Origin of the sequence: Klebsiella sp. Q11, assembly GCF_964241505.1 — a bacterium.
Lineage (GTDB): Bacteria > Pseudomonadota > Gammaproteobacteria > Enterobacterales > Enterobacteriaceae > Klebsiella > Klebsiella michiganensis.
Genome location: NZ_CAXSXW010000008.1, coordinates 277,027 through 300,351, shown reverse-complemented (window position 1 = coordinate 300,351; position 23,325 = coordinate 277,027). Strand labels below are relative to the sequence as shown.

Below are 23,325 nucleotides of genomic sequence, written 5' to 3'. Positions count from 1 at the left end.
GGTAAGAGGGTTAGGGTCTGTCTTAACGCTAACGGCAACCCCGGACGCTGAACAGTTAGCAAAAATACTAGTTTTGCGCCGCGCCGGAACGGCACCGGAATTGCATATCTTTGGGCCAGCTACTGACGGATTTGCACAAATCGTGCCCGTCGCAGGTCTCGTTTTAGGTGAAGGGGGTTATATGCGACTGGAGTTTGACCACCCCGGCAGCGCGCGGGCGGCCAGCCTGGATGACGCATTCAGCGGGCTTTTTCAGCACACCCGGAGGTTGGGATTTGAGGCGGTGATTTACGATTACACGCCGGTTCCGCGTTCTCTGGAAGGAGAACTGATTACGCCCTCGCTGCTGAAAACGTTCAACGTGCCGGAAGATATGCGCCAGCTATGGTGCGAGCGCGGATATTACCAGGTGGATCCGGTACAGCACTGCGCGCTCGAGAGCTGCGCGCCTTTTGTCTGGTCCTATCAACAGCCGGACAGCAGCATGCTGCGCGGGAGGCTGGACAATCATCCCACCGCGGTCACCGACTATATGCGCGAACACAATATGCCCTGCGGCGCGACGGTTCCCCTGCATCTCCCCAACGGGGGGTTCGTGACCCTCACCGGCATCCATACCGGCCAGCGTCAGGAGCGGGAAATCAGCGCCACCCTGGCGCAGCTGATGCTGCTCGCCTGGCAGTTTCAGGAATCCGCCTTCCCGCTGTTCGACAGCGCTATGCTCACCTGCCATCACGTCAAGCTGAGCAACCGCGAGCGCGAATGCCTGGCGTGGTCCGCCGAGGGGCTTACCGCCAAAGAGATCGCCCGCAAGCTGCATCGCTCGGTGGCGACGGTGACGCTGCATCTCAATACCGCAGCCAAAAAGCTGGGCGCCAGCAACCGCGTGCAGGCGGTGGTCCGCGCCCTGCACTACCGTCTGCTCGACAGCTAAGAACTAGCATTTTTGCTAGTGTTCAGCCGCGGTTGCCAGCCTTTACCCTGAAAGCCGGTCCACTTAGCAGGGTAAAGATGATTCATGTATACCATCCGCGAAGGTTACGCCCCGTTTCGGCACTATCAAACCTGGTTTCGCGTTTGCGGCGATATCGATAGCGGACTCACGCCGCTGGTCGTCGCCCACGGCGGGCCGGGGTGCACGCATGATTACGTCGATGCGTTCCGCGATATCGCCCTCAGCGGGCGAGCGGTGATCCACTACGATCAGTTAGGCAACGGGCGTTCAACCCATTTACCGCAGCAGCCCGCCGACTTCTGGCAACCGGCGCTGTTTCTTGACGAACTGGCTAACCTGCTGCTGCATCTCAATATTGCCGATAATTACGCCCTGCTCGGCCAATCTTGGGGAGGTATGCTCGGCGCGGAGCACGCCGTGACGCAGCCAAAGGGGTTAAAGGCGCTGATTATCGCCAACTCCCCGGCATCGATGGCGCTGTGGCTGCAGGGGGCGGCAAAGCTGCGGGCGCAGCTGCCCGCCGACGTCCAGCAGACGCTGCTGGACCATGAGGCGGCAGGAACGCTGGACAGCGCGGAATATAAGGCGGCAAGCGCTGTATTTTATCAACGCCACGTCTGTCGGCTCGATCCCTGGCCGGCGGAAGTGCGGCGCACCTTCGACGCCATGGATGCCGACCCGACGGTTTATCACGCCATGAATGGCCCCACCGAATTCCACGTTATCGGCAGCATGAAAGCGTGGACGATTATTGACCGCCTCGCGCGCATTACGGTTCCGGTTCTGCTGATTTCCGGGCGCTACGATGAAGCCACGCCGGAAGTGGTACAGCCCTTTATGGACCATATCTCCGGCGCCGAGTGGGTCATTTTTGAAGCCTCGAGCCATATGCCGCACGTCGAAGAACGCGAGCTGTGCATGAAAACGGTGAACGACTTTTTAAGCCGAGCGATACCATAAAAGCCGCTTACAGCGCCAGTCCGCCTCCGCCGCTGAAGGGCCGCTCGCCGGCGATTTTCATCACTTCAGCCCCTAAAGTGACAAACGGCGCCCGACGGCTGGCATAAATCAGGCCGCCCGATGTCGGCCGCACCGCTTTGACCATATCGGTCAGCGGATCGATGATTTCCGCGACGACATCGTCGGCGCTGACCCACTCGCCGGGCTGTTTTAGCAGCACCAGGATGCCGGTCGCCGGCGCGGTGACAATCTCCCCGGCGGCAAACGGCAGCATCACCGTTTCCTGCTGCGGAACCTCGGGCCTGGCGCCGGCCAGCACGCCGCGGTACTGCAGGTAACGGTAAATACGTTCGGCGTCGTCGCAGGCGGTGGCGTGATTCACCTCCTGCTGGCCGCGCAGCTCGACGGTCACCGCCATGCAGCCGGGCTGCTGCTGGCGCCACGACGGATTCCTCGCGCAAAGACGCTGCCACGGCAGGCCGCAGGCTTCATCAAACGAGTTGCCCCCGCTCTCCTGCGACAGCAGCACGGCGCCAATACCGAGGAAAGCCGCCAGAACTTTCGCCTCGCGTTGCCAGGCCGGGTCGGCGTAAAGGTGCAAAATCGCCTGGTCATCGCAGTGCAGATCGAGCACCAGATCGGCATCGCAGGCGAGGCTCAGCAGATGGTGGCGCAGGGCCTGCGCCTCGCTCACGGCGGGAAGCGCCGCCAGCGCCTCCCGCATCGCCGCGCGCACCCGCTGCAGATACTCGGGGCGCGTACCGGGCAAATCCGCCGGTAAACCGGCCTGCGCCAGCGCCGCCAGATCGGGAAAATCGCGGTTAAAATTGCGCCCGCTCGCCAGATCGAAACGGCCAATACCGCTGCTGAGCAGCACCTGGGCCAGCCCCGGCGGGTTGGCTACCGGCACAAGAATGATTTCGCCGCGCAGTTCGCCGCGCCGTTCCGCCTGGCTAAGTAATCTTTTAAGATAGTGCAGAACCAGCATGCCCGGAATTTCATCGGCGTGCAGCCCCGCCTGCAGATAGACCTTCTCTCCCGTGCCGGGCGCGCCGAAATGAAAATGGCTTAATTGCCGCTGCCCACCGAGTGCATGTTCAGGTAATGTATAGTGTTTAATTTTCATTGGACGTCCTGGTTGTGGAAAAGAAAGCCCGGCTTGACCGTATCGATCATAAGATCCTTGAAATTCTGCGCCGGGATGGCCGCATTTCTTATCAGAAGCTCTCGGAGCAGGTAAACCTCACCGCCCGTCCGTGCCTGGAGCGGGTGCGCGGCCTCGAGCGCGACGGCATTATTCGCGGCTACAGCGCCATTGTAGAACTGCCCGATCCGGAGCACGCGTTTGTGGTACAGGCGCAAATCGCGCTGGCCGACCACGGGCGCTCGCAGCCGATGTTTGAACAGGAGATGCGCCAGACGCCCGAAGTGCTGGACTGCTGGCTGGTCAGCGGCAGCTTCGACTTTCTGGTACGCATCGGCTGCCGCAGCATGGCGCACTACTGCCAGCTGGCGGATAGCTGGCTGACCAGTAAAAAGTTTCACGTCGATAAAATCGTCACCCTGACCGAACTGCAGGCCATTAAGCGCTCCTGACTAGCCGCGCCGGATAAACGCCAGCCAGCGCCGCTCGGCGCGGGAAAAGGCGAAAATCAGCATAAAGGTGCAGAGCAGATACAGCGCCGCGGCCATCAGAAACGGAATAAACGGCGAATAGGTCATGGCGTAGAACGCGCGGGCCACGCCGGTAATATCCAGCAGGGTGACGGTGCTGGCCAGCGACGTGGCGTGCAGTAAAAAGACCATTTCATTATTCAGCGCCGGGATCCCGCGTCTGAGCGTCGCAGGCAGCACCAGACGACGAATAATCTGCCATTTCCCCATCCCGTAGGCCTCCCCGGCGACCCACTCCTGGCGCGGAAAGGTCACCATCATCCCCGCCAGCAGCTCCGCGACGTACGCGGCAGTGTTGAGGACCAGCGCCAGCGTGGCGCAGAAGGTCGCATCGCGGAACAACAGCCAGAACGGCTGGTCGTTCATCCAGCCCGTCTGCACGATATCGAACTGCGACAGGCCGTAGTAAATCAGCATCAGCTGGAGATAGAGCGGCGTGCTGCGGAAAAAATACGTAAAACCACGGATGGGCAGCGCCAGCGCGCGCGGTCCATACACCTGCCCCACCGCCATCGCTATCGCCAGCGCCATCCCGGGAACGATGGAGAGCAAAAACAGCTCCGCCGTGACCGCCAGCCCGCTGGCGGCGCCGTTGCCGTCGCTCCACAAAAAGCTCGGGATCGCATCGAGAAAGGTTTGCAGATTCATAAGGCCGTCCCCGCCGTGGAAGAGCGCAGCGCGTAACGCTTCGCCAGGCGGCTGAAAAGCCAGCTGGAGAGCGCGGTAATCACCATGTAAATCAGCGAGACCAGAAAATAGAAGAGGAACGGCTTTTGCGTGGCGCGCCCGGCCTGTTCGGCCAGCCATACCATATCCTCAAGGCCCAGGATCGACACCAGCGCCGATGCTTTCATCAGCCCCAGCCAGTTGTTGTTGATGCCCGGGATCGCGAAGCTCAGCATCTGCGGTAGCATCACCCGGCGGAACACCGTCCACGGCCGCATCCCGTAGGCCTGCGCGGCTTCGGTTTGCCCGCGATCGACGGTCAGAAAGGCGCCGCGAAAGGTCTCGGTGTAATAGGCGCCGAAAACAAAGCCGATCGCCAGCACGCCGGAGATAAAGGTATTGAAGCGCACCGGCCCGAGCCCCACCAGACCCAGCAGCAGGTTCACCAGCATCTCGCCGCCGAAAAACAGCAGCAGCATAATCACCAGCTCCGGGATACCGCGTACCAGCGTGGTGTAGGCGGTGGAAAACAGGCGCAGCCACGGCGGGCCAAAGAGCTTAATCAGCGAGTTAATCAGCCCCAGCAGCAGAGCGACCAGTAATGAAGAGAGCATCACGCACAGCGAAAGCGCCGCGCCGCGTAACAACAGGGGTAAATAGTCTGCGACCATATTCAGCCTTCCGCGGAGGTCGTAAAGGAGCGCAGGCCATCGCCCGCGCCCGCATCTTCACGACTTATTTGCCATAAATATCAAAGCTAAAGTATTTTTTCTGGATCGCGTCGTAGGTGCCGTCGGCGCGGATTGCCTTAATGGCGCCGTTCAGCGCATCGCGCAGCGCCGGGTTGTCTTTATTCACCGCAATCCCCACGTCGGAAGAGATGCCGCCGTCCTGGATAACCGGACCGGCAAAGGCGAATTTCTGCCCGCGCGGGGTATCAATAAAGCCGGTCGCCGCCTGGATATTATCCTGCAACGCGGCGTCGATGCGCCCGGAGAGCAGGTCGAGGTAGACGTTATCCTGGTTAGCGTAACCGACAATTTTCACGCCATGATTGGCCCAGTTGGCCTTCGCAAACGCTTCATGGGTGGAGCCGGTCTGGACGCCGACGGTTTTGCCTTTCAGGCTGGCGACGTCAGGCAGCAGCGGGCTGCCTTTGCGCGCCACCAGCTGCGCCGCGCTGCGGTAGTAGCGGTCGGTGAAATCCACTTCCTTTTTACGCTCATCGGTAATATTGAGCGAAGCGATAATGGCATCGAACTTATGCGCGTTGAGGGCGGCGATCATGCTTTCGAACGGCTGCTTCACGAAAACGCATTTGGCTTTTAGCTGGGTGCACAGCGCATTGGCGATATCAATATCAAAGCCGGTAATTTCACCGCTGGGCGCCAGCACGTCAAACGGCGGATAGCCGCCATCGACGCCAAAGCTGATGGTGTCAAACTGCTGGGCGGCCAGCGGCGCGCTGAGCGCCATGCAGGCCAGTAGTGCGGCAAGGCGTATTTTCATTTCGATCTCCCCGGTGTTGGCGCGGTGATTAAAAACGCAGTGAGAGGCAGGTCAGGCCGCCATCCATTTTCTTAAATTCGCTGGTGTCGAGCTGCACGATAGGCATTCCCAGCTTGCTGATTTCGCCCAGGGTATAGGGGTAGCCCTGCGGCGTAATTAAGGTATCGTTGATCCACAGCGTATTTCCGGCGTAGGCCTCCTCTTCCGGGATCACGATGCTGTTGAAGCCGCTAAACGCCGGATGGTTAACGTAGCCTTCCGTCAGCAGCAGCGTATTGCGGCCCACATAGTTCACGATTGATTTCAGATGCAGACCGGCGCTCACTTCAATCGCCGCGACCTGATAGCCGTGCGGCTCAACGGCGGCGGCAAACTCGCGGATCCCCTGCTCATCGGTGCGCGCCGTCAGGCCGATAAAAAACTGCTTATCCACTAACAGCACGTCGCCGCCGTCCATATGCCCGCGCTCGCTCATCCGCGCCAGCGGACGGAACCCCGCCAGCACCGGCGCAATGGTATCGACCTCGCCCTGACGGCTCGGCGCGCCCGGATGGGTAATCACCGCCAGTTCCGGCATCACCACCGCGGTATCTTCAACAAAGTGCGCATCAGGATAATCCGCCGCCGCGGGCAGTACGGTGACCTTCAGGCCAAGCTGCAGCAGGGTTTCCACATAGGCGAGAAACTGGCGGGTGGTGGTGGCGATATCCGGCGCGCCCAGCCGGGCGGTAGTTTGTCCTGCGCCGCAGGTGGCGGCCGGAAGACGGGCGATAGCTTGGGTAAAATGCATAAAGAACCCTCTGGTAGTGGTCGCATTGCTTAAGGCAAAATCGTGAGTGAATTTGATTATCAAACAGATGCCGCCGCCAATCAGGCTGAATCACTTTCCGGGGCCGCTTATTCACGCTGTATATCAGTTCAGATTCGACGTATTCCGCTGTGACCCTTAAGAAACAGCGGATGACGGGCAATAACTAACCGGATTCATCGCCCGGCTAAGCAAAATCATTAAGCGAATTTTACGCCTAACTATTCACCGTAACCGGCTCTGCGAAAAGCATTTTTTACAGACATATCTGGACAGTCTTTTCATAATTCCTCCATTTTTAAGCAGCGTTCGCTGGCTAAACTAGTATCATTCCGTGAAACGTTTCAGGATGAGATAGCAAATTAATGAAAGGTAGCAATAAAAGCCGTTGGGCTGCGGTGCTGGTGGTCGCGATCGTCGCGGGCGCCGCGTACTGGTTCTGGCAGGGTCGCGAAGCGGCAAACAGCGGCGCGCCGACGGCATCAGGCGCGCGTCAGCAGGGCCCCGGAGGCGGACGCCCCGGTCGTTTTGGCGCCGCCCTCGCGCCGGTACAGGCGGCCACCGCCACCAGCGAAGCGGTACCCCGCTACCTTTCCGGCCTCGGCACCGTGACGGCGGCGAATACCGTCACCGTCCGCAGCCGCGTCGACGGCCAGCTGCTGGCCATCCACTTTACCGAAGGCCAGCAGGTCAAAGCGGGCGATCTGCTCGCGGAAATCGACCCCAGCCAGTTTAAAGTCGCCCTCGCCCAGGCCGAAGGCCAGCTGGCCAAAGATCGTGCGACCCTCGCCAACGCCCGTCGCGATCTGGCGCGCTACCAGCAGCTGGTCAAAACCAATCTGGTTTCCCGGCAGGAGCTGGACACCCAGCAGTCGCTGGTCAGCGAAACCCAGGGTACGATCAAAGCGGACGAAGCCGCCGTCGCCAGCGCCCAGCTGCAGCTGGACTGGAGCCGCATCACCGCGCCAATCGACGGCCGGGTCGGCTTAAAACAGGTGGATATCGGCAACCAGATCGCCAGCGGCGACACCACCGGGATTGTGGTGCTGACGCAAACCCACCCGATCGACGTGGTCTTTACGCTGCCGGAAAACCAAATCGCCACGGTGGTACAGGCGCAGAAGGCGGGGAAAAAGCTGGCTGTCGAAGCCTGGGACCGCACCAATAAACAGAAAATCAGCGAAGGCTCACTGCTGAGCCTCGATAACCAGATTGACGCCACCACCGGCACCATCAAGCTGAAAGCGCGCTTTACTAACCTGGACGATGCCCTGTTCCCGAATCAGTTCGTCAACGCCCGTATGCTGGTCGATACCGAGCAGAACGCGGTGGTGATCCCAACCGCCGCGCTGCAAATGGGTAACGAAGGCCATTTCGTCTGGGTACTGAACGATGAGAACAAGGTCAGCAAGCATACCGTCACGCCGGGTATTCAGGACAGCCTGAAAGTGGTGATCAACGCCGGGCTTTCCGCCGGCGATCGCGTCGTAACCGACGGTATCGACCGTCTGACCGAAGGCGCAAAAGTTGAGGTCGTCGAAGCCCACGATGCGGCAACCGCCGCCGAGCCGGAAAAAGCCACCAGCCGCGAGTACGGTAAAAAAGGAGCGCGCTCCTGATGCAAGTGTTACCGCCGAGCAGCACGGGTGGCCCTTCCCGTCTGTTTATCATGCGCCCGGTCGCCACGACGCTGTTAATGGTGGCCATTATGCTGGCCGGGATTATCGGCTATCGTTTCCTGCCGGTTTCGGCGCTGCCGGAAGTGGACTACCCGACGATTCAGGTGGTAACCCTCTATCCCGGCGCCAGCCCGGACGTGATGACCTCGTCGGTGACCGCCCCGCTGGAGCGCCAGTTTGGCCAGATGTCCGGCCTCAAGCAGATGTCTTCCCAGAGCTCCGGCGGCGCGTCGGTGGTCACGCTCCAGTTCCAGCTCACGCTGCCGCTGGACGTCGCGGAACAGGAAGTACAGGCAGCCATCAACGCTGCCACCAACCTGCTGCCTTCTGACCTGCCTAACCCTCCGGTCTACAGCAAAGTTAACCCCGCCGATCCGCCGATTATGACCCTTGCGGTCACCTCTTCCGCCGTGCCGATGACCCAGGTCGAGGATATGGTGGAGACCCGCGTGGCGCAGAAAATCTCCCAGGTTTCCGGCGTCGGGCTGGTCACCCTCGCGGGCGGCCAGCGCCCGGCGGTACGCGTCAAGCTCAACGCCCAGGCCATCGCCGCCCTCGGGCTGACCAGCGAAACGGTGCGCACCGCGATAACCAGCGCCAACGTCAACTCGGCGAAGGGGAGCCTTGACGGCCCGTCGCGGGCGGTGACCCTCTCCGCCAACGATCAGATGCAGTCGGCGGAAGATTACCGCCGGCTGATTATCGCTTATCAGAACGGCGCGCCGATTCGCCTCGGCGACGTCGCCACCGTGGAACAGGGCGCGGAAAACAGCTGGCTTGGGGCATGGGCGAACAATCAGCGGGCGATCGTCATGAACGTCCAGCGCCAGCCGGGGGCCAACATTATCTCGACCGCCGACAGCATCCGCCAGATGCTGCCGCAGCTCACCGAAAGCCTGCCGAAATCGGTTAAAGTTCAGGTGCTTTCCGACCGCACCACCAATATCCGCGCCTCGGTCAGCGACACCCAGTTCGAGCTGATGCTGGCCATCGCCCTGGTGGTGATGATTATCTACGTCTTTCTGCGCAACGTCCCGGCGACGATTATTCCCGGCATCGCCGTACCGCTATCGCTGGTCGGCACCTTTGCGGTGATGGTGTTTCTCGATTTTTCAATTAACAACCTGACGCTGATGGCCCTGACCATCGCCACCGGCTTTGTGGTCGATGACGCCATCGTGGTGATTGAAAACATCTCGCGCTATATCGAGAAAGGCGAAAAGCCGCTGGCCGCCGCCCTGAAAGGGGCCGGAGAGATTGGCTTTACCATTATCTCGCTGACCTTCTCGCTGATTGCGGTGCTGATCCCGCTGCTGTTTATGGGCGATATCGTGGGCCGTCTGTTCCGCGAGTTCGCCATTACCCTGGCGGTGGCGATCCTGATTTCCGCGGTGGTGTCGCTGACCCTGACGCCGATGATGTGCGCCCGCATGCTGAGCCACGAGTCGCTGCGCAAGCAGAACCGCTTCTCGCGCGCCAGCGAGCGTTTCTTTGAGCGGGTGATCGCCGTCTATGGCCGCTGGCTGAGCCGGGTGCTGAATCATCCGTGGCTGACCCTGAGCGTGGCCCTCGGTACGCTGGTGCTGTCGATTATGCTGTGGGTGTTTATTCCGAAGGGCTTCTTCCCGATTCAGGACAACGGCATTATCCAGGGGACGCTGCAGGCGCCGCAGTCGGCGTCGTTCGCCAATATGGCCGAGCGCCAGCAGCAGGTGTCGGCGGCGATACTTAACGATCCGGCGGTGGAAAGCCTTACCTCCTACGTCGGCGTCGACGGTACCAACCCGGCGCTCAACAGCGCCCGCCTGCAAATCAACCTTAAGCCGCTGGACGAGCGCGACGATCGCGTGCAGACGGTGATCGGCCGCCTGCAGAACGCGGTGAGCGGCATTCCCGGCATTGAGCTTTACCTCCAGCCGACGCAGGATCTGACCATTGACACCACCGTCAGCCGCACCCAGTACCAGTTCACCCTGCAGGCCAACTCGCTGGACGCGCTCAGCAACTGGGTCCCGCAGTTGCTGGGCCGACTGCAGGCGCTGCCGCAGCTCTCCGACGTCAGCAGCGACTGGCAGGATAAGGGCCTGGCGGCGTATATCAACGTTGATCGCGATAGCGCCAGCCGTCTCGGCATCAGCATGGCGGACGTCGATAACGCGCTGTATAACGCCTTCGGTCAGCGCTTAATCTCCACCATTTATACCCAGGCGAATCAGTACCGCGTGGTGCTGGAGCATGATACCCAGGCCACGCCGGGGCTGGCGGCGCTGGATAATATTCGCCTGACCAGCAGCGACGGCGGGATTGTGCCGCTGAAATCCATCGCCAGCGTCGAGGAGCGCTTTGCCCCGCTATCCATAAACCATCTCGATCAGTTCCCGGTTACCACCATCTCGTTTAACGTGCCGGACAACTATTCGCTGGGCGATGCGGTCGAAGCGATTCTTGGCGCCGAACAGGCGCTGGCGTTCCCGAGCGATATCCGTACCCAGTTCCAGGGCAGCTCTCTGGCCTTCCAGTCGGCGCTCGGCAGCACCGTCTGGCTGGTGGTTGCCGCGGTGGTGGCGATGTATATCGTCCTCGGGGTGCTGTATGAAAGCTTTATTCATCCGATAACGATTCTCTCCACCCTGCCGACGGCGGGCGTCGGCGCGCTGCTGGCGCTATGGCTGGCGGGGAGCGAACTGGACGTTATCGCGATTATCGGCATCATTCTGCTGATCGGTATCGTCAAGAAAAACGCCATCATGATGATCGACTTCGCGCTGGCCGCCGAACGCGAGCAGGGCATGCCGCCGCGCGAGGCGATCTACCAGGCCTGCCTGCTGCGCTTCCGCCCGATCCTGATGACCACCCTCGCCGCCCTGCTGGGCGCGCTGCCGCTGATGCTCAGTACCGGCGTCGGCGCGGAGCTGCGGCGTCCGCTGGGGATTGGCATGGTCGGCGGTCTGATGCTCAGCCAGGTGCTGACGCTGTTCACGACTCCGGTTATCTATCTGCTGTTCGACCGGCTGTCGCTGTATATGAAGAGCCGGTTCCCGCGGCGTGAGGAGGAGGCGTAGGTGAAGTTTTTCGCCCTCTTCATTTACCGTCCGGTGGCGACGATTCTGATTTCGCTCGCCATTACCCTGTGCGGCATCCTCGGTTTCCGCCTGCTGCCGGTGGCGCCGCTGCCGCAGGTGGATTTCCCGGTCATCATGATCAGCGCCTCGCTGCCCGGCGCGTCGCCGGAGACCATGGCCTCTTCGGTGGCGACGCCGCTGGAGCGCTCTTTGGGGCGGATTGCCGGGGTCAATGAGATGACCTCCTCCAGCTCGCTCGGCAGTACGCGAATCATTCTTGAGTTCAACTTTGACCGCGATATCAACGGCGCGGCCCGCGACGTGCAGGCGGCGATTAACGCCGCGCAAAGCCTGCTGCCGAGCGGCATGCCGAGCCGTCCGACCTACCGCAAAGCCAACCCGTCAGACGCGCCGATCATGATCCTCACCCTCACCTCGGATACCTGGTCCCAGGGTGAACTGTACGACTTCGCCTCTACCCAGCTGGCGCAGACCATTGCCCAGATTGACGGCGTCGGCGACGTGGACGTCGGCGGCAGTTCGCTGCCCGCGGTGCGCGTCGACCTCAACCCGCAGGCGCTGTTTAACCAGGGCGTATCGCTGGACGCGGTGCGCACCGCCATCAGCAACGCCAACGTACGTAAACCGCAGGGGGCGCTGGAAGATACCACCCACCGCTGGCAGGTGGCGACCAACGACGAGCTGAAGACCGCCGCCGAATACCAGCCGCTGATCGTGCACTATAACAACGGCGCGGCGGTGCGCCTCGGCGACGTCGCCAACGTCACCGATTCGGTGCAGGACGTGCGCAACGCCGGGATGACTAACGCCAAACCGGCGATTTTGCTGATGATCCGCAAGCTGCCGGAAGCCAATATCATTGAGACGGTGGACAGCATTCGCGCCCGCCTGCCGGAGCTGCAGCGCACCATCCCGGCCTCTGTCGATCTGCAAATCGCCCAGGACCGCTCGCCGACCATCCGCGCCTCGCTGGAGGAAGTGGAGCAAACGCTGGTCATCTCGGTGGCGCTGGTGATCCTCGTGGTCTTCCTCTTCCTCCGCTCGGGGCGCGCGACGCTGATCCCGGCGGTGGCGGTTCCGGTTTCGCTGATCGGCACCTTTGCCGCCATGTACCTGTGCGGCTTTAGCCTTAACAACCTGTCGCTGATGGCGCTGACCATCGCTACCGGTTTCGTGGTCGATGACGCCATCGTGGTGCTGGAAAATATTTCCCGCCATCTGGAAGCCGGCATGAAGCCGCTGCAGGCGGCGCTGCAGGGGAGCCGGGAAGTCGGTTTTACCGTGCTGTCGATGAGCCTGTCGCTGGTGGCGGTGTTCCTGCCGCTGCTGCTGATGGGCGGCCTGCCGGGAAGGCTGCTGCGCGAATTCGCCGTTACCCTGTCGGTGGCAATCGGCATTTCGCTGGCGGTCTCTCTGACCCTGACGCCGATGATGTGCGGCTGGCTGCTGAAAAGCGGCAAGCCCCACGAGCCGACGCGCAAGCGCGGGGTTGGCCGCCTGCTGGTGGCGATTCAGGGCGGATACGGCAAATCGCTGAAGTGGGTGCTGAAGCACAGCCGCTTAACCGGACTGGTGCTGCTTGGCACCATCGCGCTGAGCGTCTGGCTCTATATCTCAATTCCCAAAACCTTCTTCCCGGAGCAGGACACCGGGGTGCTGATGGGCGGTATCCAGGCGGACCAGAGCATCTCGTTCCAGGCGATGCGCGGCAAGCTGGAGGACTTTATGAAGATCATTCGTGAAGATCCGGCGGTGGACAACGTCACCGGTTTTACCGGCGGCTCGCGGGTCAACAGCGGAATGATGTTTATCACCCTCAAGTCGCGCGATGAGCGCCATGAAACGGCGCAGCAGATTATCGATCGGCTGCGGAAGAAGCTGGCCAAAGAGCCGGGGGCCAACCTGTTCCTGATGGCGGTACAGGATATCCGCGTCGGCGGCCGTCAGGCCAACGCCAGCTACCAGTATACGCTGCTGTCGGACGACCTTGCGGCGCTGCGGGAATGGGAGCCGAAAATCCGCAAAACGCTGGCGGCGCTGCCGGAGCTGGCGGACGTCAACTCCGACAGCCAGAATAACGGCGCGGAGATGGATCTGATCTACGATCGCGATACCATGTCGCGGCTCGGCATCAGCGTGCAGGACGCCAACAATCTGCTGAACAACGCCTTCGGTCAGCGGCAGATCTCAACCATCTACCAGCCGCTGAACCAGTATAAAGTGGTGATGCAGGTCGACCCGGTCTACACCCAGGACGTCAGCGCCCTCGATAAGATGTTTGTGATCAACAGCGAAGACAAGCCGATTCCGCTCTCCTATTTCGCCAAATGGCAGCCGGCTAACGCGCCGCTGTCGGTGAACCACCAGGGGCTGTCGGCGGCGTCGACCATCTCCTTTAACCTGCCTACCGGCAAGTCTCTGTCGGAAGCCAGCGACGCCATCAACCGGGCGATGACCCAGATTGGCGTACCGTCCAGCGTCCGCGGGTCGTTCGCCGGGACCGCGCAGGTGTTCCAGGAGACCATGAACTCGCAGGTGATCCTGATTCTGGCAGCCATTGCCACGGTCTATATCGTGCTGGGGATCCTCTATGAGAGCTACGTTCATCCGCTGACCATTCTGTCGACCATTCCGTCCGCGGGCGTCGGCGCGCTGCTGGCGCTGGAGCTTTTCGATGCCCCGTTCAGCCTAATCGCGCTTATCGGGATTATGCTATTAATTGGCATCGTGAAGAAAAACGCCATCATGATGGTCGATTTCGCCCTTGAGGCGCAGCGCAACGGCAACCTGCCGCCGGAAGAGGCGATCTTCCAGGCCTGTCTGCTGCGCTTCCGGCCGATAATGATGACCACCCTGGCGGCGCTGTTCGGCGCGCTGCCGCTGGTTATCTCCGGCGGCGATGGCTCCGAGCTGCGCCAGCCGCTGGGGATTACCATTGTCGGCGGCCTGGTGATGAGTCAGCTGCTGACCCTGTACACCACGCCGGTGGTCTATCTGTTCTTCGACCGTCTGCGGCTGCGTTTTTCGCGAAAAGTCCCTCAACCGGTAAGCGAATAACATGACAGATCTTCCCTCCAGCGTGCGCTGGCAGCTGTGGATAGTGGCCTTCGGCTTTTTTATGCAGGCGCTGGATACCACTATCGTTAACACCGCCCTCCCCTCCATGGCGCAGAGCCTCGGGGAGAGCCCGCTGCATATGCATATGGTTATTGTCTCCTATGTGCTGACGGTGGCGGTGATGCTGCCCGCCAGCGGCTGGCTGGCGGATCGGGTCGGGGTGCGGAATATCTTTTTTAGCGCCATCGTGCTGTTTACCGCCGGCTCCCTGTTCTGCGCGCAGGCCGCCACGCTCGATCAGCTGATACTCGCCCGCGTGCTGCAGGGCGTCGGCGGTGCGATGATGGTGCCGGTTGGCCGCCTGACGGTGATGAAAATCGTCCCGCGCAGTCAATACATGGCGGCGATGACCTTCGTCACCCTGCCCGGCCAGGTGGGTCCGCTGCTCGGCCCGGCGCTCGGCGGGATGCTGGTGGAGTACGCCTCCTGGCACTGGATCTTCCTGATCAACATTCCGGTCGGCATCGTCGGCGCCATCGCCACGCTGTGCCTGATGCCCAACTACACCCTGCAAACCCGGCGCTTTGATATCTTCGGCTTTATTCTGCTGGCCGCCGGCATGGCGACGCTGACCCTGGCGCTCGACGGTAAAAAAGGGCTCGGGCTCTCCCCCCTGTGGCTGACGGCGCTGGTGGCCATCGGCGCGGCGTCAATGCTGTGCTATCTGTGGCACGCGCGCGGCAACCGCAACGCGCTGTTTAGCCTGAAGCTGTTTACCAACCGCACCTTTTCTCTCGGCCTTGGCGGCAGCTTCGCCGGGCGTATCGGCAGCGGCATGCTGCCGTTTATGACGCCGGTGTTTTTACAGATCGGCCTCGGCTTTACGCCGTTCCACGCCGGGCTGATGATGATCCCGATGGTGCTCGGCAGCATGGGGATGAAGCGCATTGTGGTCCAGGTGGTCAACCGCTTCGGCTATCGCCGGGTACTGGTGACCTCGACGATTGGCCTCGCGCTGGTCAGCTTGCTGTTTATGGCCGTTGCGCTCGCGGGCTGGTACTGGCTGCTGCCGGTGGTGCTGTTCCTGCAGGGGATGATTAACTCCAGCCGCTTTTCTTCAATGAATACGCTGACCCTGAAAGATCTGCCCGACGATCTGGCCAGCAGCGGCAACAGCTTGCTGTCGATGGTCATGCAGCTGTCGATGAGTATCGGCGTCACTATCGCCGGGATGCTGCTCGGTCTCTACGGCCAGCAGCATATCAGTGCCGATGCGGCGATCGCTCATCAGGTCTTTCTCTATACCTACTTAAGCATGGCGGTGATTATCGCGCTGCCGGCGCTGCTTTTTTCCCGCGTACCGGATGACACCACGACCAATACCGTGATTCGTCGCCGTAAAAGGAGTGAGTCTTGAAGTTCTGGCGTCCCGGCATTACCGGCAAGCTGTTTATCGCGATCCTCGCCACCTGCATCGTGCTGCTGATCAGTATGCACTGGGCGGTGCGTATCAGCTTTGAACGCGGCTTTATTGACTATATCAAGCGCGGCAACGAACAGCGCCTGACCATGCTCGGCGATGCCCTGAGCGAGCAGTATGCCCAGCACGGCAGCTGGACGTTCCTGCGCAACAACGACCGCTTTATTTTCCAGTTGCTGAAAACCTTTGAACGCGACAACGATGACCGCTCGCCGCCGGGCCGCGGTATGGGCCACGGTCCGATGGATGAGCCGCACGGTGGCCCCGGCCCGGAAGAGATGCCGCCGGACGCCGCGCCGGACCGGCCGCTCGACGGTCCACGCGGCGATCGTGGCGACCGCGGTCCCGGCCCCGATATGCCTCCGCACGGCTGGCGCACCATGTTCTGGGTGGTCGATCAAAAAGGACGCGTACTGGTGGGCCCGCGCGAACGCGTGCCGAAGGACGGTACCCGGCGCAGTATTATGGTCGACGGCGTTGAGGTTGGCGCGGTCATCGCCTCGCCGGTTGAACGCCTGACGCGCAACACCGATATCAACTTTGACCGCCAGCAGAAACGTACCAGCTGGCTGATTGTCGCCCTCGCCACGCTGCTGGCGGCGCTGGCCACCTTCCCGCTGGCGCGCGGCCTGCTCGCGCCGGTTAAACGCCTGGTTGAGGGGACGCACCGTCTGGCGGCCGGCGATTTCTCCACCCGCGTCGCCGCCACCAGCAGCGATGAGCTGGGGCGTCTGGCCAAAGATTTTAACCAGCTGGCCAGCACTCTGGAACGCAACCAGCAGATGCGCCGGGACCTGATGGCCGATATTTCCCACGAGCTGCGCACGCCGCTGGCGGTGCTGCGCGGGGAGCTGGAGGCGATTCAGGATGGGATCCGCAAATTTACCCCGGACTCCATCGCCTCCCTGCAGGCGGAAGTCGCCACCCTCACCAAACTGGTCGATGACTTACACCAGCTGTCGATGTCCGATGAAGGCGCCCTCTCCTACCAGAAAACCTCGGTGGATATCATCAATCTGCTGGAGGTCGCCGCCGGCGCGTTTCGCGAGCGCTTCGCCAGCCGCGGGCTGTCGATCGGCGTTTCGCTGCCGGAAAGCGCGACGATTTTCGGCGACCGGGATCGCCTGATGCAGCTGTTTAATAACCTGCTGGAAAACAGCCTGCGCTATACCGATAGCGGCGGCGGCCTGCAGATTAGCGCCAGCCAGAGCGGGGATATGCTGGTTCTCGATTTTGCCGATAGCGCCCCCGGCGTCACCGATGAACAGCTGGAGCGGTTGGTTGAGCGTTTTTATCGTACTGAGGGGTCGCGCAATCGTGCCAGCGGCGGCTCTGGTTTAGGGCTGGCGATTTGCCTTAACATTGTCGCGGCCCACGGCGGTACTTTGCGTGCCGGCCATTCGCCTTTGGGCGGGGTTAGCATTAAAGTAGAACTACCTCTGGAACGTAATTTATCGAGAGACGTATGACTGAATTACCTGTTGATGAAAACACGCCACGCATTCTTATCGTGGAAGATGAGCCCAAGCTGGGTCAGCTGCTGATCGATTACCTTCAGGCGGCGGGCTATGCGCCGACGCTGATTAATCACGGCGATCGGGTTCTCCCGTACGTTCGCCAGACGCCGCCGCATCTGATCCTGCTGGATCTGATGCTGCCCGGTACCGACGGCCTGACCCTGTGCCGGGAAATCCGCCGTTTCTCTGAGGTTCCGGTGGTGATGGTCACCGCCAAAATCGAGGAGATCGACCGCCTGCTGGGGTTAGAAATCGGCGCCGATGACTATATCTGTAAGCCCTACAGCCCGCGTGAGGTGGTGGCCCGCGTGAAGACCATTCTTCGCCGCTGCAAACCGCAGCGCGATCTGCAGACGCTGGATGCGGAAAGCCCGCTGATTGTCGACGAAGGTCGTTTTCAGGCTTCCTGGCGCGACAAGCTGCTGGACCTCACGCCCGCCGAGTTCCGCCTGCTGAAAAACCTCTCCCAGGAACCGGGTAAAGTCTTCTCGCGCGAACAGCTGCTGAATCATCTATACGATGATTACCGCGTGGTGACCGACCGAACGATCGATAGCCATATCAAAAACCTGCGGCGTAAGCTGGAGTCGCTGGACGCCGAGCAGTCGTTTATCCGCGCCGTTTACGGCGTAGGGTACCGCTGGGAAGCCGACGCCTGCCGGCTGGCATAATTAGCCCCTGCCCGACTTTTCCCCGGCTCGCGCTGCGCTTAGCCGGGCTACTGGCTCACCGCCGTCTGCGGGCCGGGTCGCCCGGGCAGGCGCGTCAAGCGCCGCCTCCGGGGAAAAAGCAGCGGCTGAAACCGGCAGATAGCGGCCGCTTGATGCATAGCCGGAACTGATTTGCCGTCCGCTTATCGCCAAAGATACCCGACCGATATTTACTCCCCTCCCCCACGGCGCTACAATGCCCGCCCTTAATGTGGGGGCACTCCCCAACTCGCCGTACCGGGTGCGGCGAATCTGACCTGTCATCAGAACGAGAAAATCATGTTTAAACCGGAACTCCTTTCCCCGGCGGGAACGCTGAAAAATATGCGTTACGCTTTCGCTTATGGCGCAGATGCCGTTTACGCGGGCCAACCGCGCTACTCCCTGCGCGTACGTAATAACGAATTCAATCACGAAAATCTGCAGCTCGGCATCAACGAAGCCCACGCGCTGGGTAAAAAATTCTATGTGGTGGTCAACATTGCCCCGCATAACGCTAAGCTGAAAACGTTTATTCGCGATCTGAAGCCGGTGGTGGAAATGGGGCCGGACGCGCTGATCATGTCCGACCCGGGTTTGATCATGCTGGTGCGCGAAAATTTCCCGCATATGGATATTCACCTGTCGGTACAGGCCAACGCCGTCAACTGGGCGACGGTCAAGTTCTGGCAGCAAATGGGGCTCACCCGCGTTATTCTCTCCCGCGAGCTGTCGCTGGATGAAATCGCCGAAATTCGCAGCCAGGTGCCGGAAATGGAGATCGAAATTTTCGTTCACGGCGCGCTGTGCATGGCCTACTCCGGCCGCTGCCTGCTCTCTGGCTATATCAACAAACGCGACCCAAACCAGGGGACCTGCACCAACGCCTGCCGCTGGGAGTATAACGTGCAGGAAGGTAAAGAAGACGACGTCGGTAATATCGTGCATAAGCACGAACCGATCCCGGTGCAGAACGTCGAGCCGACGCTGGGCATCGGCGCGCCGACTGACCAGGTGTTTATGATTGAAGAGGCCAAACGTCCGGGCGAATACATGACCGCTTTCGAAGACGAACACGGCACCTACATCATGAACTCGAAGGATCTGCGCGCGATTGCCCACGTTGAGCGCCTGACCCAGATGGGCGTCCACTCGCTGAAAATCGAAGGCCGCACCAAATCACATTACTATTGCGCCCGTACCGCTCAGGTCTACCGCAAGGCCATTGACGATGCTGCCGCTGGCAAACCGTTCGACACCTCCCTGCTGGATACCCTGGAAAACCTCGCGCACCGTGGCTATACCGAAGGCTTCCTCCGTCGCCACACGCACGATGACTACCAGAACTACGAGCACGGCTACTCCGTTTCCGAACGCCAGCAGTTTGTCGGCGAATTTACCGGCGAGCGCAACGGCCAGCTGGCGGCGGTGGCGGTGAAAAACAAATTTTCCGTCGGCGACAGCCTTGAGCTGATGACCCCGCAGGGCAACGTTAACTTTACCCTCGAGCATATGGAAAACGGCAAAGGCGAACGCATGCCGGTCGCGCCGGGCGATGGTCACACAGTATGGTTGCCTGTTCCGGAAGATATGGCGCTGCAGTATGCGCTGCTGATGCGTAATTTTACTGGTCAGACGACCAGAAACCCGCACAGTAACTAGTTAATTTGGGTTATTTTTTCACGATGTAAAGATATTAGAAACGGATCACATACCGGTTCGTTCAAAGCAGATATCATCCATTTCGCTGAAAAACATAACCCATAAATGCTAGCTGTACCAGGAACCACCTCCTTAGCCTGCGTAATCTCCCTTACGCGGGCTTATTTTTTTATCACTCTCCCGGCCTTCCCTTCCCGCATGCGGTACACTTTATGCATCATTGAGCAACAAAGGTCCCCTGATAATGTCCACGTTTCCAGCCAGCTTACTGATTCTGAATGGTAAAGGCGCCAATGAACCGTCCCTGCGAGAGGCGGTTAAACTGTTACGCGACGAAGGTATCGATATTCACGTCCGCGTCACCTGGGAAAAGGGCGATGCCGTTCGGTTTATCGATGAAGCCCTGACGCTGAACGTCGAAACGGTGATTGCCGGCGGCGGCGATGGCACCATCAATGAGGTGGCGACGGCGCTGGTGGAGCGCGACGGCAATCTGGCGCTGGGGATTTTACCGCTGGGCACGGCGAACGACTTCGCCACCAGCGTCGGCATCCCTCAGGATCTGGCCAGCGCCCTGAAGCTGGCCATCGTTGGCCGCGATGTGGCGATAGATGTTGCACGGGTTAACGATAAGACCGGTTTTATTAATATGGCCACCGGCGGTTTTGGCACCCGAATCACGACCGAAACCCCGGAGAAGCTCAAGGCCGCGCTGGGCGGCGTCTCTTATTTAATCCACGGCCTGATGCGCATGGATACGCTTAAGCCTGACCGCTGCGAAATCCGCGGCGAGAACTTTCACTGGCATGGCGACGCGCTGGTCATCGGCATCGGCAACGGGCGCCAGGCCGGCGGCGGCCAGCAGCTGTGCCCGGAAGCATTAATCAACGACGGCCTGCTGCATCTGCGCATTTTCACCGGCGAAGAGCTAATCCCCGCATTGTTCAGCACCCTGGCCAATCCGGAAACCTCGCCGAATATTATCGACGGCGTCTCATCGTGGTTCGAGATCACCGCTCCCCACGAGATGACGTTTAATCTCGATGGTGAACCGCTAACCGGCAAAACCTTCCGTATGGAGCTGTTACCGGCCGCGCTACGCTGCCGGCTGCCGCCGGACTGCCCGCTGCTACGTTAATCAGGTTTCGCAAAGCAAAGACGGCGCCCGGCTGGTATACAGCAGCCGGGTACGTTCGTTGAGCCGCTGGATGTTAAGGTAAAACGGCACCTGCGGCTGGAGGAAAAACGCTGGCAGGATACGCTTTACATGCTCCTCCTGCTCGGTCTCGCCGATGCTGGCTGAGACGGTTTCCGAACGCAGGAAGTAGTGCTGGCCGTCGCGGGTAAAGCTAAACCAGATGTTCTGATTAATGGTAAACGCAGCGCCCTGCGGCGGCGTAATTTCCCCCCGGACCATCGCCAGCCCGCGATTACTATCAAATACGTAGCGTAAGGAAATATCGCCCTGGTAGCCTGCGTTAATTAGCCGCATCTCGCCGCTGCACTGGAAATGATTGCGCTGCCAGTATTGCCAGGATTTTATCATTATTCCGCTAAGCACCCCGATAAATACGATAGCGATTAACCATTTAATTTCACGCGGGCGCATTGGCTACCTCCTTAATGTAATATTTGGTGAGGCATTGATTATCACGCCATTGACTAAATGGCTGACGGCAGCGAATCACCGACACCCGCGCTTGCCCGGGATAAAGCGTCAAATAAATCCACGAGTATTCTTCACATTCAAATTTGCTGCGCTTGATAAAATTGACATGACGAACGTGATCAACCACATCATTATTGGCAAAGAAATGACATTGTTGCGAAAGTTTAGCAATTATGGGCGAATAAGTTTGCAAATAAGAGTCGAATTCTGTTTGCCACGCAACAAAACCGCCGACCAGACAGCTCAGCAGCGCCGCAAGCCCCCATAACAGAGAGCATCGCGGCCTTAACCGCTTTTTTTCAGGCACACTCGCAGCCGCGACCTCCTCGTGCACGGGCCCATCTACTGGCAACTCTGGCTCCGGCGCCTTCTCCATCTCGCACGACTGAGACTCCGTCACCGATATTGTCGCATCCAGCCTGACGCCAACCCTCGGCAGCGTAATAATAATATCGCCCTCCATGCCCAGCTCTTTAAATGCCCGGCGCAGCAGAGAAATATTCTGGTAGAAACCGTTGCTGGTTACCTGGGAGCCATGCTTTATCCACACTTCCTCGAAAAAGGTTTCGCGGGCAACGGTTTTGCCATCCTGCTGAATAAGCAGCAATAAACAACGGCTGGCCGGCATATTTAATGAAACCGTTTTCGTCTCGTCAGCAATGAGTATTAGAGCACCACGTTGAGGAATAAATGTAATTATTCCATTAATCGTATATGTTTTTTCCATCCTGTTCCCTGAGAATAGTAATCAAGTGGATAAGCGGCATGGGTACCCTACTCTAAATACGGTAATCCTTTATGACGCAGCTGATAACTTAAGATTATTCGCAGGCGAGTTTACTCTATTACTCAGCGGATCTGGAGGCGTAATACGCAGTTTTTCCTTGCAATTAGCAAGGTTTAAATGAATTTACAGCATGGAATATTTTGAGATTTGAAGCGAATCTGGTTATTTATTTCAAAGTGAATAATAAATACAAGTTATGATTCCACATATTTTCATTCATACAACAGATACTTTCATTTTAGATCTAAACACCACTTTTACATTAATAGACGATATTTATAACTATTAATACATATCATTTCAAAGTTTTATCCAAAAACAGGGCGCATTGCCCGCGAGACAATGCGCCATATCGCTTAGTATGCCGCCACCTCGCGCGCCATTTCGCGCGTATATTGCCGGCTGGCGTTTACCAGCATCTGCGTATAGGCCGTTTGCGCCTCGCCGTTGACCAGCGCATCGACCGTCAGGGTTTCAAGGATTTTCCCGTACTGCATTACCGCCACCTTCTGGCATAAATGGGCAATGACGCCCAAATCGTGGGTCACCATCAGGTAAGTGAGTTTAGCCTCCCGCTGCAATTCTGCCAGCAGGTTGAGGATCTCGGCCTGCACCGACACATCCAGCGCCGACGTCGGCTCATCCAGCAGCAGCACCTGCGGCTCAAGGATCAGCGCTCTGGCAATCGCCACGCGCTGCCGCTGACCACCGGAAAGCTGATGCGGATAGCGTTCGCGAAACGCACGATTGAGGCCCACTTTGTCCAGCAGCGCATGAATCCGCCGGTCGCGATCGTGAATGCGATGAATCTGCAGCGGCTCTTCAAGGATATCGCCAATGGTGTGACGGGGATGCAGCGATCCGTACGGGTCCTGAAATACCATCTGCACCTGACGGCAGCGCTCGCGGCTAATCTCATGCCCTAAGCGCTGCCCGTCAATGGTTAACTCCCCCTGCCAGTGGGTAAACAGCCCCGCCAGGCACTTCAGCACCGTGGTTTTGCCGGAGCCGGACTCCCCCACCAGACCGTAGATCTCGCCGGGCTTAACGTGGAAACTAACGTCGTACAGCACCTGGTTACGCTTCTCCCCTTCGCCAAACGCGAGGTTGAGACGTTGAACTTCAATCAT

General features: G+C 59.7%; 19 protein-coding genes. 11 read left to right on the top strand and 8 right to left on the bottom strand.

The genetic code is table 11. The annotated features are described in order from the left end of the window. Window positions 1-181 precede the first annotated feature (181 nt). Both ACESQ2_RS15735 and ACESQ2_RS15730 read left to right on the top strand, forming a co-directional pair. The gene (locus tag ACESQ2_RS15735; RefSeq protein ID WP_046877528.1) at window positions 182-934 is read left to right on the top strand and encodes a LuxR family transcriptional regulator; all 753 of its coding nucleotides are present in this window, start codon (window positions 182-184) and stop codon (window positions 932-934) included. Between the two features lie 84 nt (window positions 935-1,018). Further along, complete coding sequence (locus ACESQ2_RS15730; RefSeq protein ID WP_049102812.1) at window positions 1,019-1,915, top strand: proline iminopeptidase-family hydrolase; 897 nt, start codon at window positions 1,019-1,021, stop codon at window positions 1,913-1,915. 7 nt (window positions 1,916-1,922) lie between these two features. Here the strand turns inward: ACESQ2_RS15730 and ACESQ2_RS15725 are convergent, their stop codons facing one another. Continuing rightward, the gene (locus tag ACESQ2_RS15725; RefSeq protein WP_049070162.1) at window positions 1,923-3,041 is read right to left on the bottom strand and encodes a succinylglutamate desuccinylase/aspartoacylase family protein; all 1,119 of its coding nucleotides are present in this window, start codon (window positions 3,039-3,041) and stop codon (window positions 1,923-1,925) included. A gap of 14 nt (window positions 3,042-3,055) precedes the next feature. On the opposite strand from ACESQ2_RS15725, the gene ACESQ2_RS15720 reads away from it, so the two are divergent. Continuing rightward, the gene (locus ACESQ2_RS15720; RefSeq protein WP_029505532.1) at window positions 3,056-3,511 is read left to right on the top strand and encodes an Lrp/AsnC family transcriptional regulator; all 456 of its coding nucleotides are present in this window, start codon (window positions 3,056-3,058) and stop codon (window positions 3,509-3,511) included. Here ACESQ2_RS15720 and ACESQ2_RS15715 read toward each other — a convergent pair whose 3' ends face one another. From ACESQ2_RS15715 to ACESQ2_RS15700, 4 genes are all read right to left on the bottom strand, one after another. After that, window positions 3,512-4,237, bottom strand: a complete 726-nt coding sequence (locus ACESQ2_RS15715; RefSeq protein WP_014230092.1) for an ABC transporter permease — start codon at window positions 4,235-4,237, stop codon at window positions 3,512-3,514. It lies immediately after the preceding gene. After that, window positions 4,234-4,926 carry an ABC transporter permease gene (locus ACESQ2_RS15710; RefSeq protein ID WP_016946939.1) on the bottom strand — a complete coding sequence of 231 codons (693 nt, stop codon included), beginning with the start codon at window positions 4,924-4,926 and terminating at the stop codon, window positions 4,234-4,236. The genes ACESQ2_RS15715 and ACESQ2_RS15710 overlap by 4 nt, the downstream gene beginning before the upstream one ends. A gap of 64 nt (window positions 4,927-4,990) precedes the next feature. Beyond that, window positions 4,991-5,764 (bottom strand): ABC transporter substrate-binding protein, encoded by a 774-nt coding sequence (locus ACESQ2_RS15705; RefSeq protein WP_014838973.1) that lies wholly within the window; start codon window positions 5,762-5,764, stop codon window positions 4,991-4,993. A gap of 28 nt (window positions 5,765-5,792) precedes the next feature. Beyond that, window positions 5,793-6,554, bottom strand: coding sequence for a dimethylarginine dimethylaminohydrolase family protein (locus ACESQ2_RS15700; protein WP_046877531.1), 762 nt, complete (start codon window positions 6,552-6,554; stop codon window positions 5,793-5,795). 383 nt (window positions 6,555-6,937) lie between these two features. Here ACESQ2_RS15700 and ACESQ2_RS15695 point away from each other — a divergent pair, with 383 nt between their 5' ends. The 8 genes from ACESQ2_RS15695 (at window position 6,938) to yegS (ending at window position 20,877) form a co-directional block, all read left to right on the top strand. Then, window positions 6,938-8,191, top strand: coding sequence for an MdtA/MuxA family multidrug efflux RND transporter periplasmic adaptor subunit (locus tag ACESQ2_RS15695; RefSeq protein ID WP_014230096.1), 1,254 nt, complete (start codon window positions 6,938-6,940; stop codon window positions 8,189-8,191). Next, window positions 8,191-11,313, top strand: a complete 3,123-nt coding sequence (locus ACESQ2_RS15690; RefSeq protein ID WP_122117351.1) for an MdtB/MuxB family multidrug efflux RND transporter permease subunit — start codon at window positions 8,191-8,193, stop codon at window positions 11,311-11,313. Before ACESQ2_RS15695 ends, ACESQ2_RS15690 begins: the two co-directional genes overlap by 1 nt. Then, on the top strand, window positions 11,314-14,391 hold the full coding sequence (mdtC, locus tag ACESQ2_RS15685; protein WP_202018969.1) for a multidrug efflux RND transporter permease subunit MdtC: 3,078 nt from the start codon (window positions 11,314-11,316) through the stop codon (window positions 14,389-14,391). A 1-nt stretch (window position 14,392) separates the two neighbouring features. Then, window positions 14,393-15,808, top strand: a complete 1,416-nt coding sequence (locus ACESQ2_RS15680) for an MFS transporter (RefSeq protein ID WP_014230099.1) — start codon at window positions 14,393-14,395, stop codon at window positions 15,806-15,808. Next, window positions 15,805-17,340 carry a two-component system sensor histidine kinase BaeS gene (gene baeS, locus ACESQ2_RS15675; protein WP_016946933.1) on the top strand — a complete coding sequence of 512 codons (1,536 nt, stop codon included), beginning with the start codon at window positions 15,805-15,807 and terminating at the stop codon, window positions 17,338-17,340. Before ACESQ2_RS15680 ends, baeS begins: the two co-directional genes overlap by 4 nt. Beyond that, entirely contained in the window at window positions 17,337-18,059 is a 723-nt protein-coding gene (gene baeR / locus ACESQ2_RS15670) for a two-component system response regulator BaeR (protein WP_373170836.1), read from the top strand. Before baeS ends, baeR begins: the two co-directional genes overlap by 4 nt. A gap of 318 nt (window positions 18,060-18,377) precedes the next feature. After that, window positions 18,378-19,739 carry a tRNA 5-hydroxyuridine modification protein YegQ gene (gene yegQ, locus ACESQ2_RS15665; protein ID WP_025107782.1) on the top strand — a complete coding sequence of 454 codons (1,362 nt, stop codon included), beginning with the start codon at window positions 18,378-18,380 and terminating at the stop codon, window positions 19,737-19,739. A gap of 244 nt (window positions 19,740-19,983) precedes the next feature. Beyond that, a complete protein-coding gene (gene yegS, locus ACESQ2_RS15660; RefSeq protein WP_009654032.1) occupies window positions 19,984-20,877 on the top strand; it encodes a lipid kinase YegS in 894 nt (297 codons plus the stop codon). Here the strand turns inward: yegS and ACESQ2_RS15655 are convergent, their stop codons facing one another. The 3 genes from ACESQ2_RS15655 to ACESQ2_RS15645 all read right to left on the bottom strand — a co-directional run bounded on the left by ACESQ2_RS15655 (window position 20,878) and on the right by ACESQ2_RS15645 (window position 23,325). Then, window positions 20,878-21,348, bottom strand: coding sequence for a hypothetical protein (locus ACESQ2_RS15655; protein ID WP_016946930.1), 471 nt, complete (start codon window positions 21,346-21,348; stop codon window positions 20,878-20,880). Beyond that, window positions 21,335-22,135, bottom strand: a complete 801-nt coding sequence (locus ACESQ2_RS15650; RefSeq protein WP_016946929.1) for a winged helix-turn-helix domain-containing protein — start codon at window positions 22,133-22,135, stop codon at window positions 21,335-21,337. The genes ACESQ2_RS15655 and ACESQ2_RS15650 overlap by 14 nt, the downstream gene beginning before the upstream one ends. Before the next feature lie 416 nt (window positions 22,136-22,551). Then, window positions 22,552-23,325 carry an ABC transporter ATP-binding protein gene (locus tag ACESQ2_RS15645; protein WP_046877534.1) on the bottom strand — a complete coding sequence of 258 codons (774 nt, stop codon included), beginning with the start codon at window positions 23,323-23,325 and terminating at the stop codon, window positions 22,552-22,554.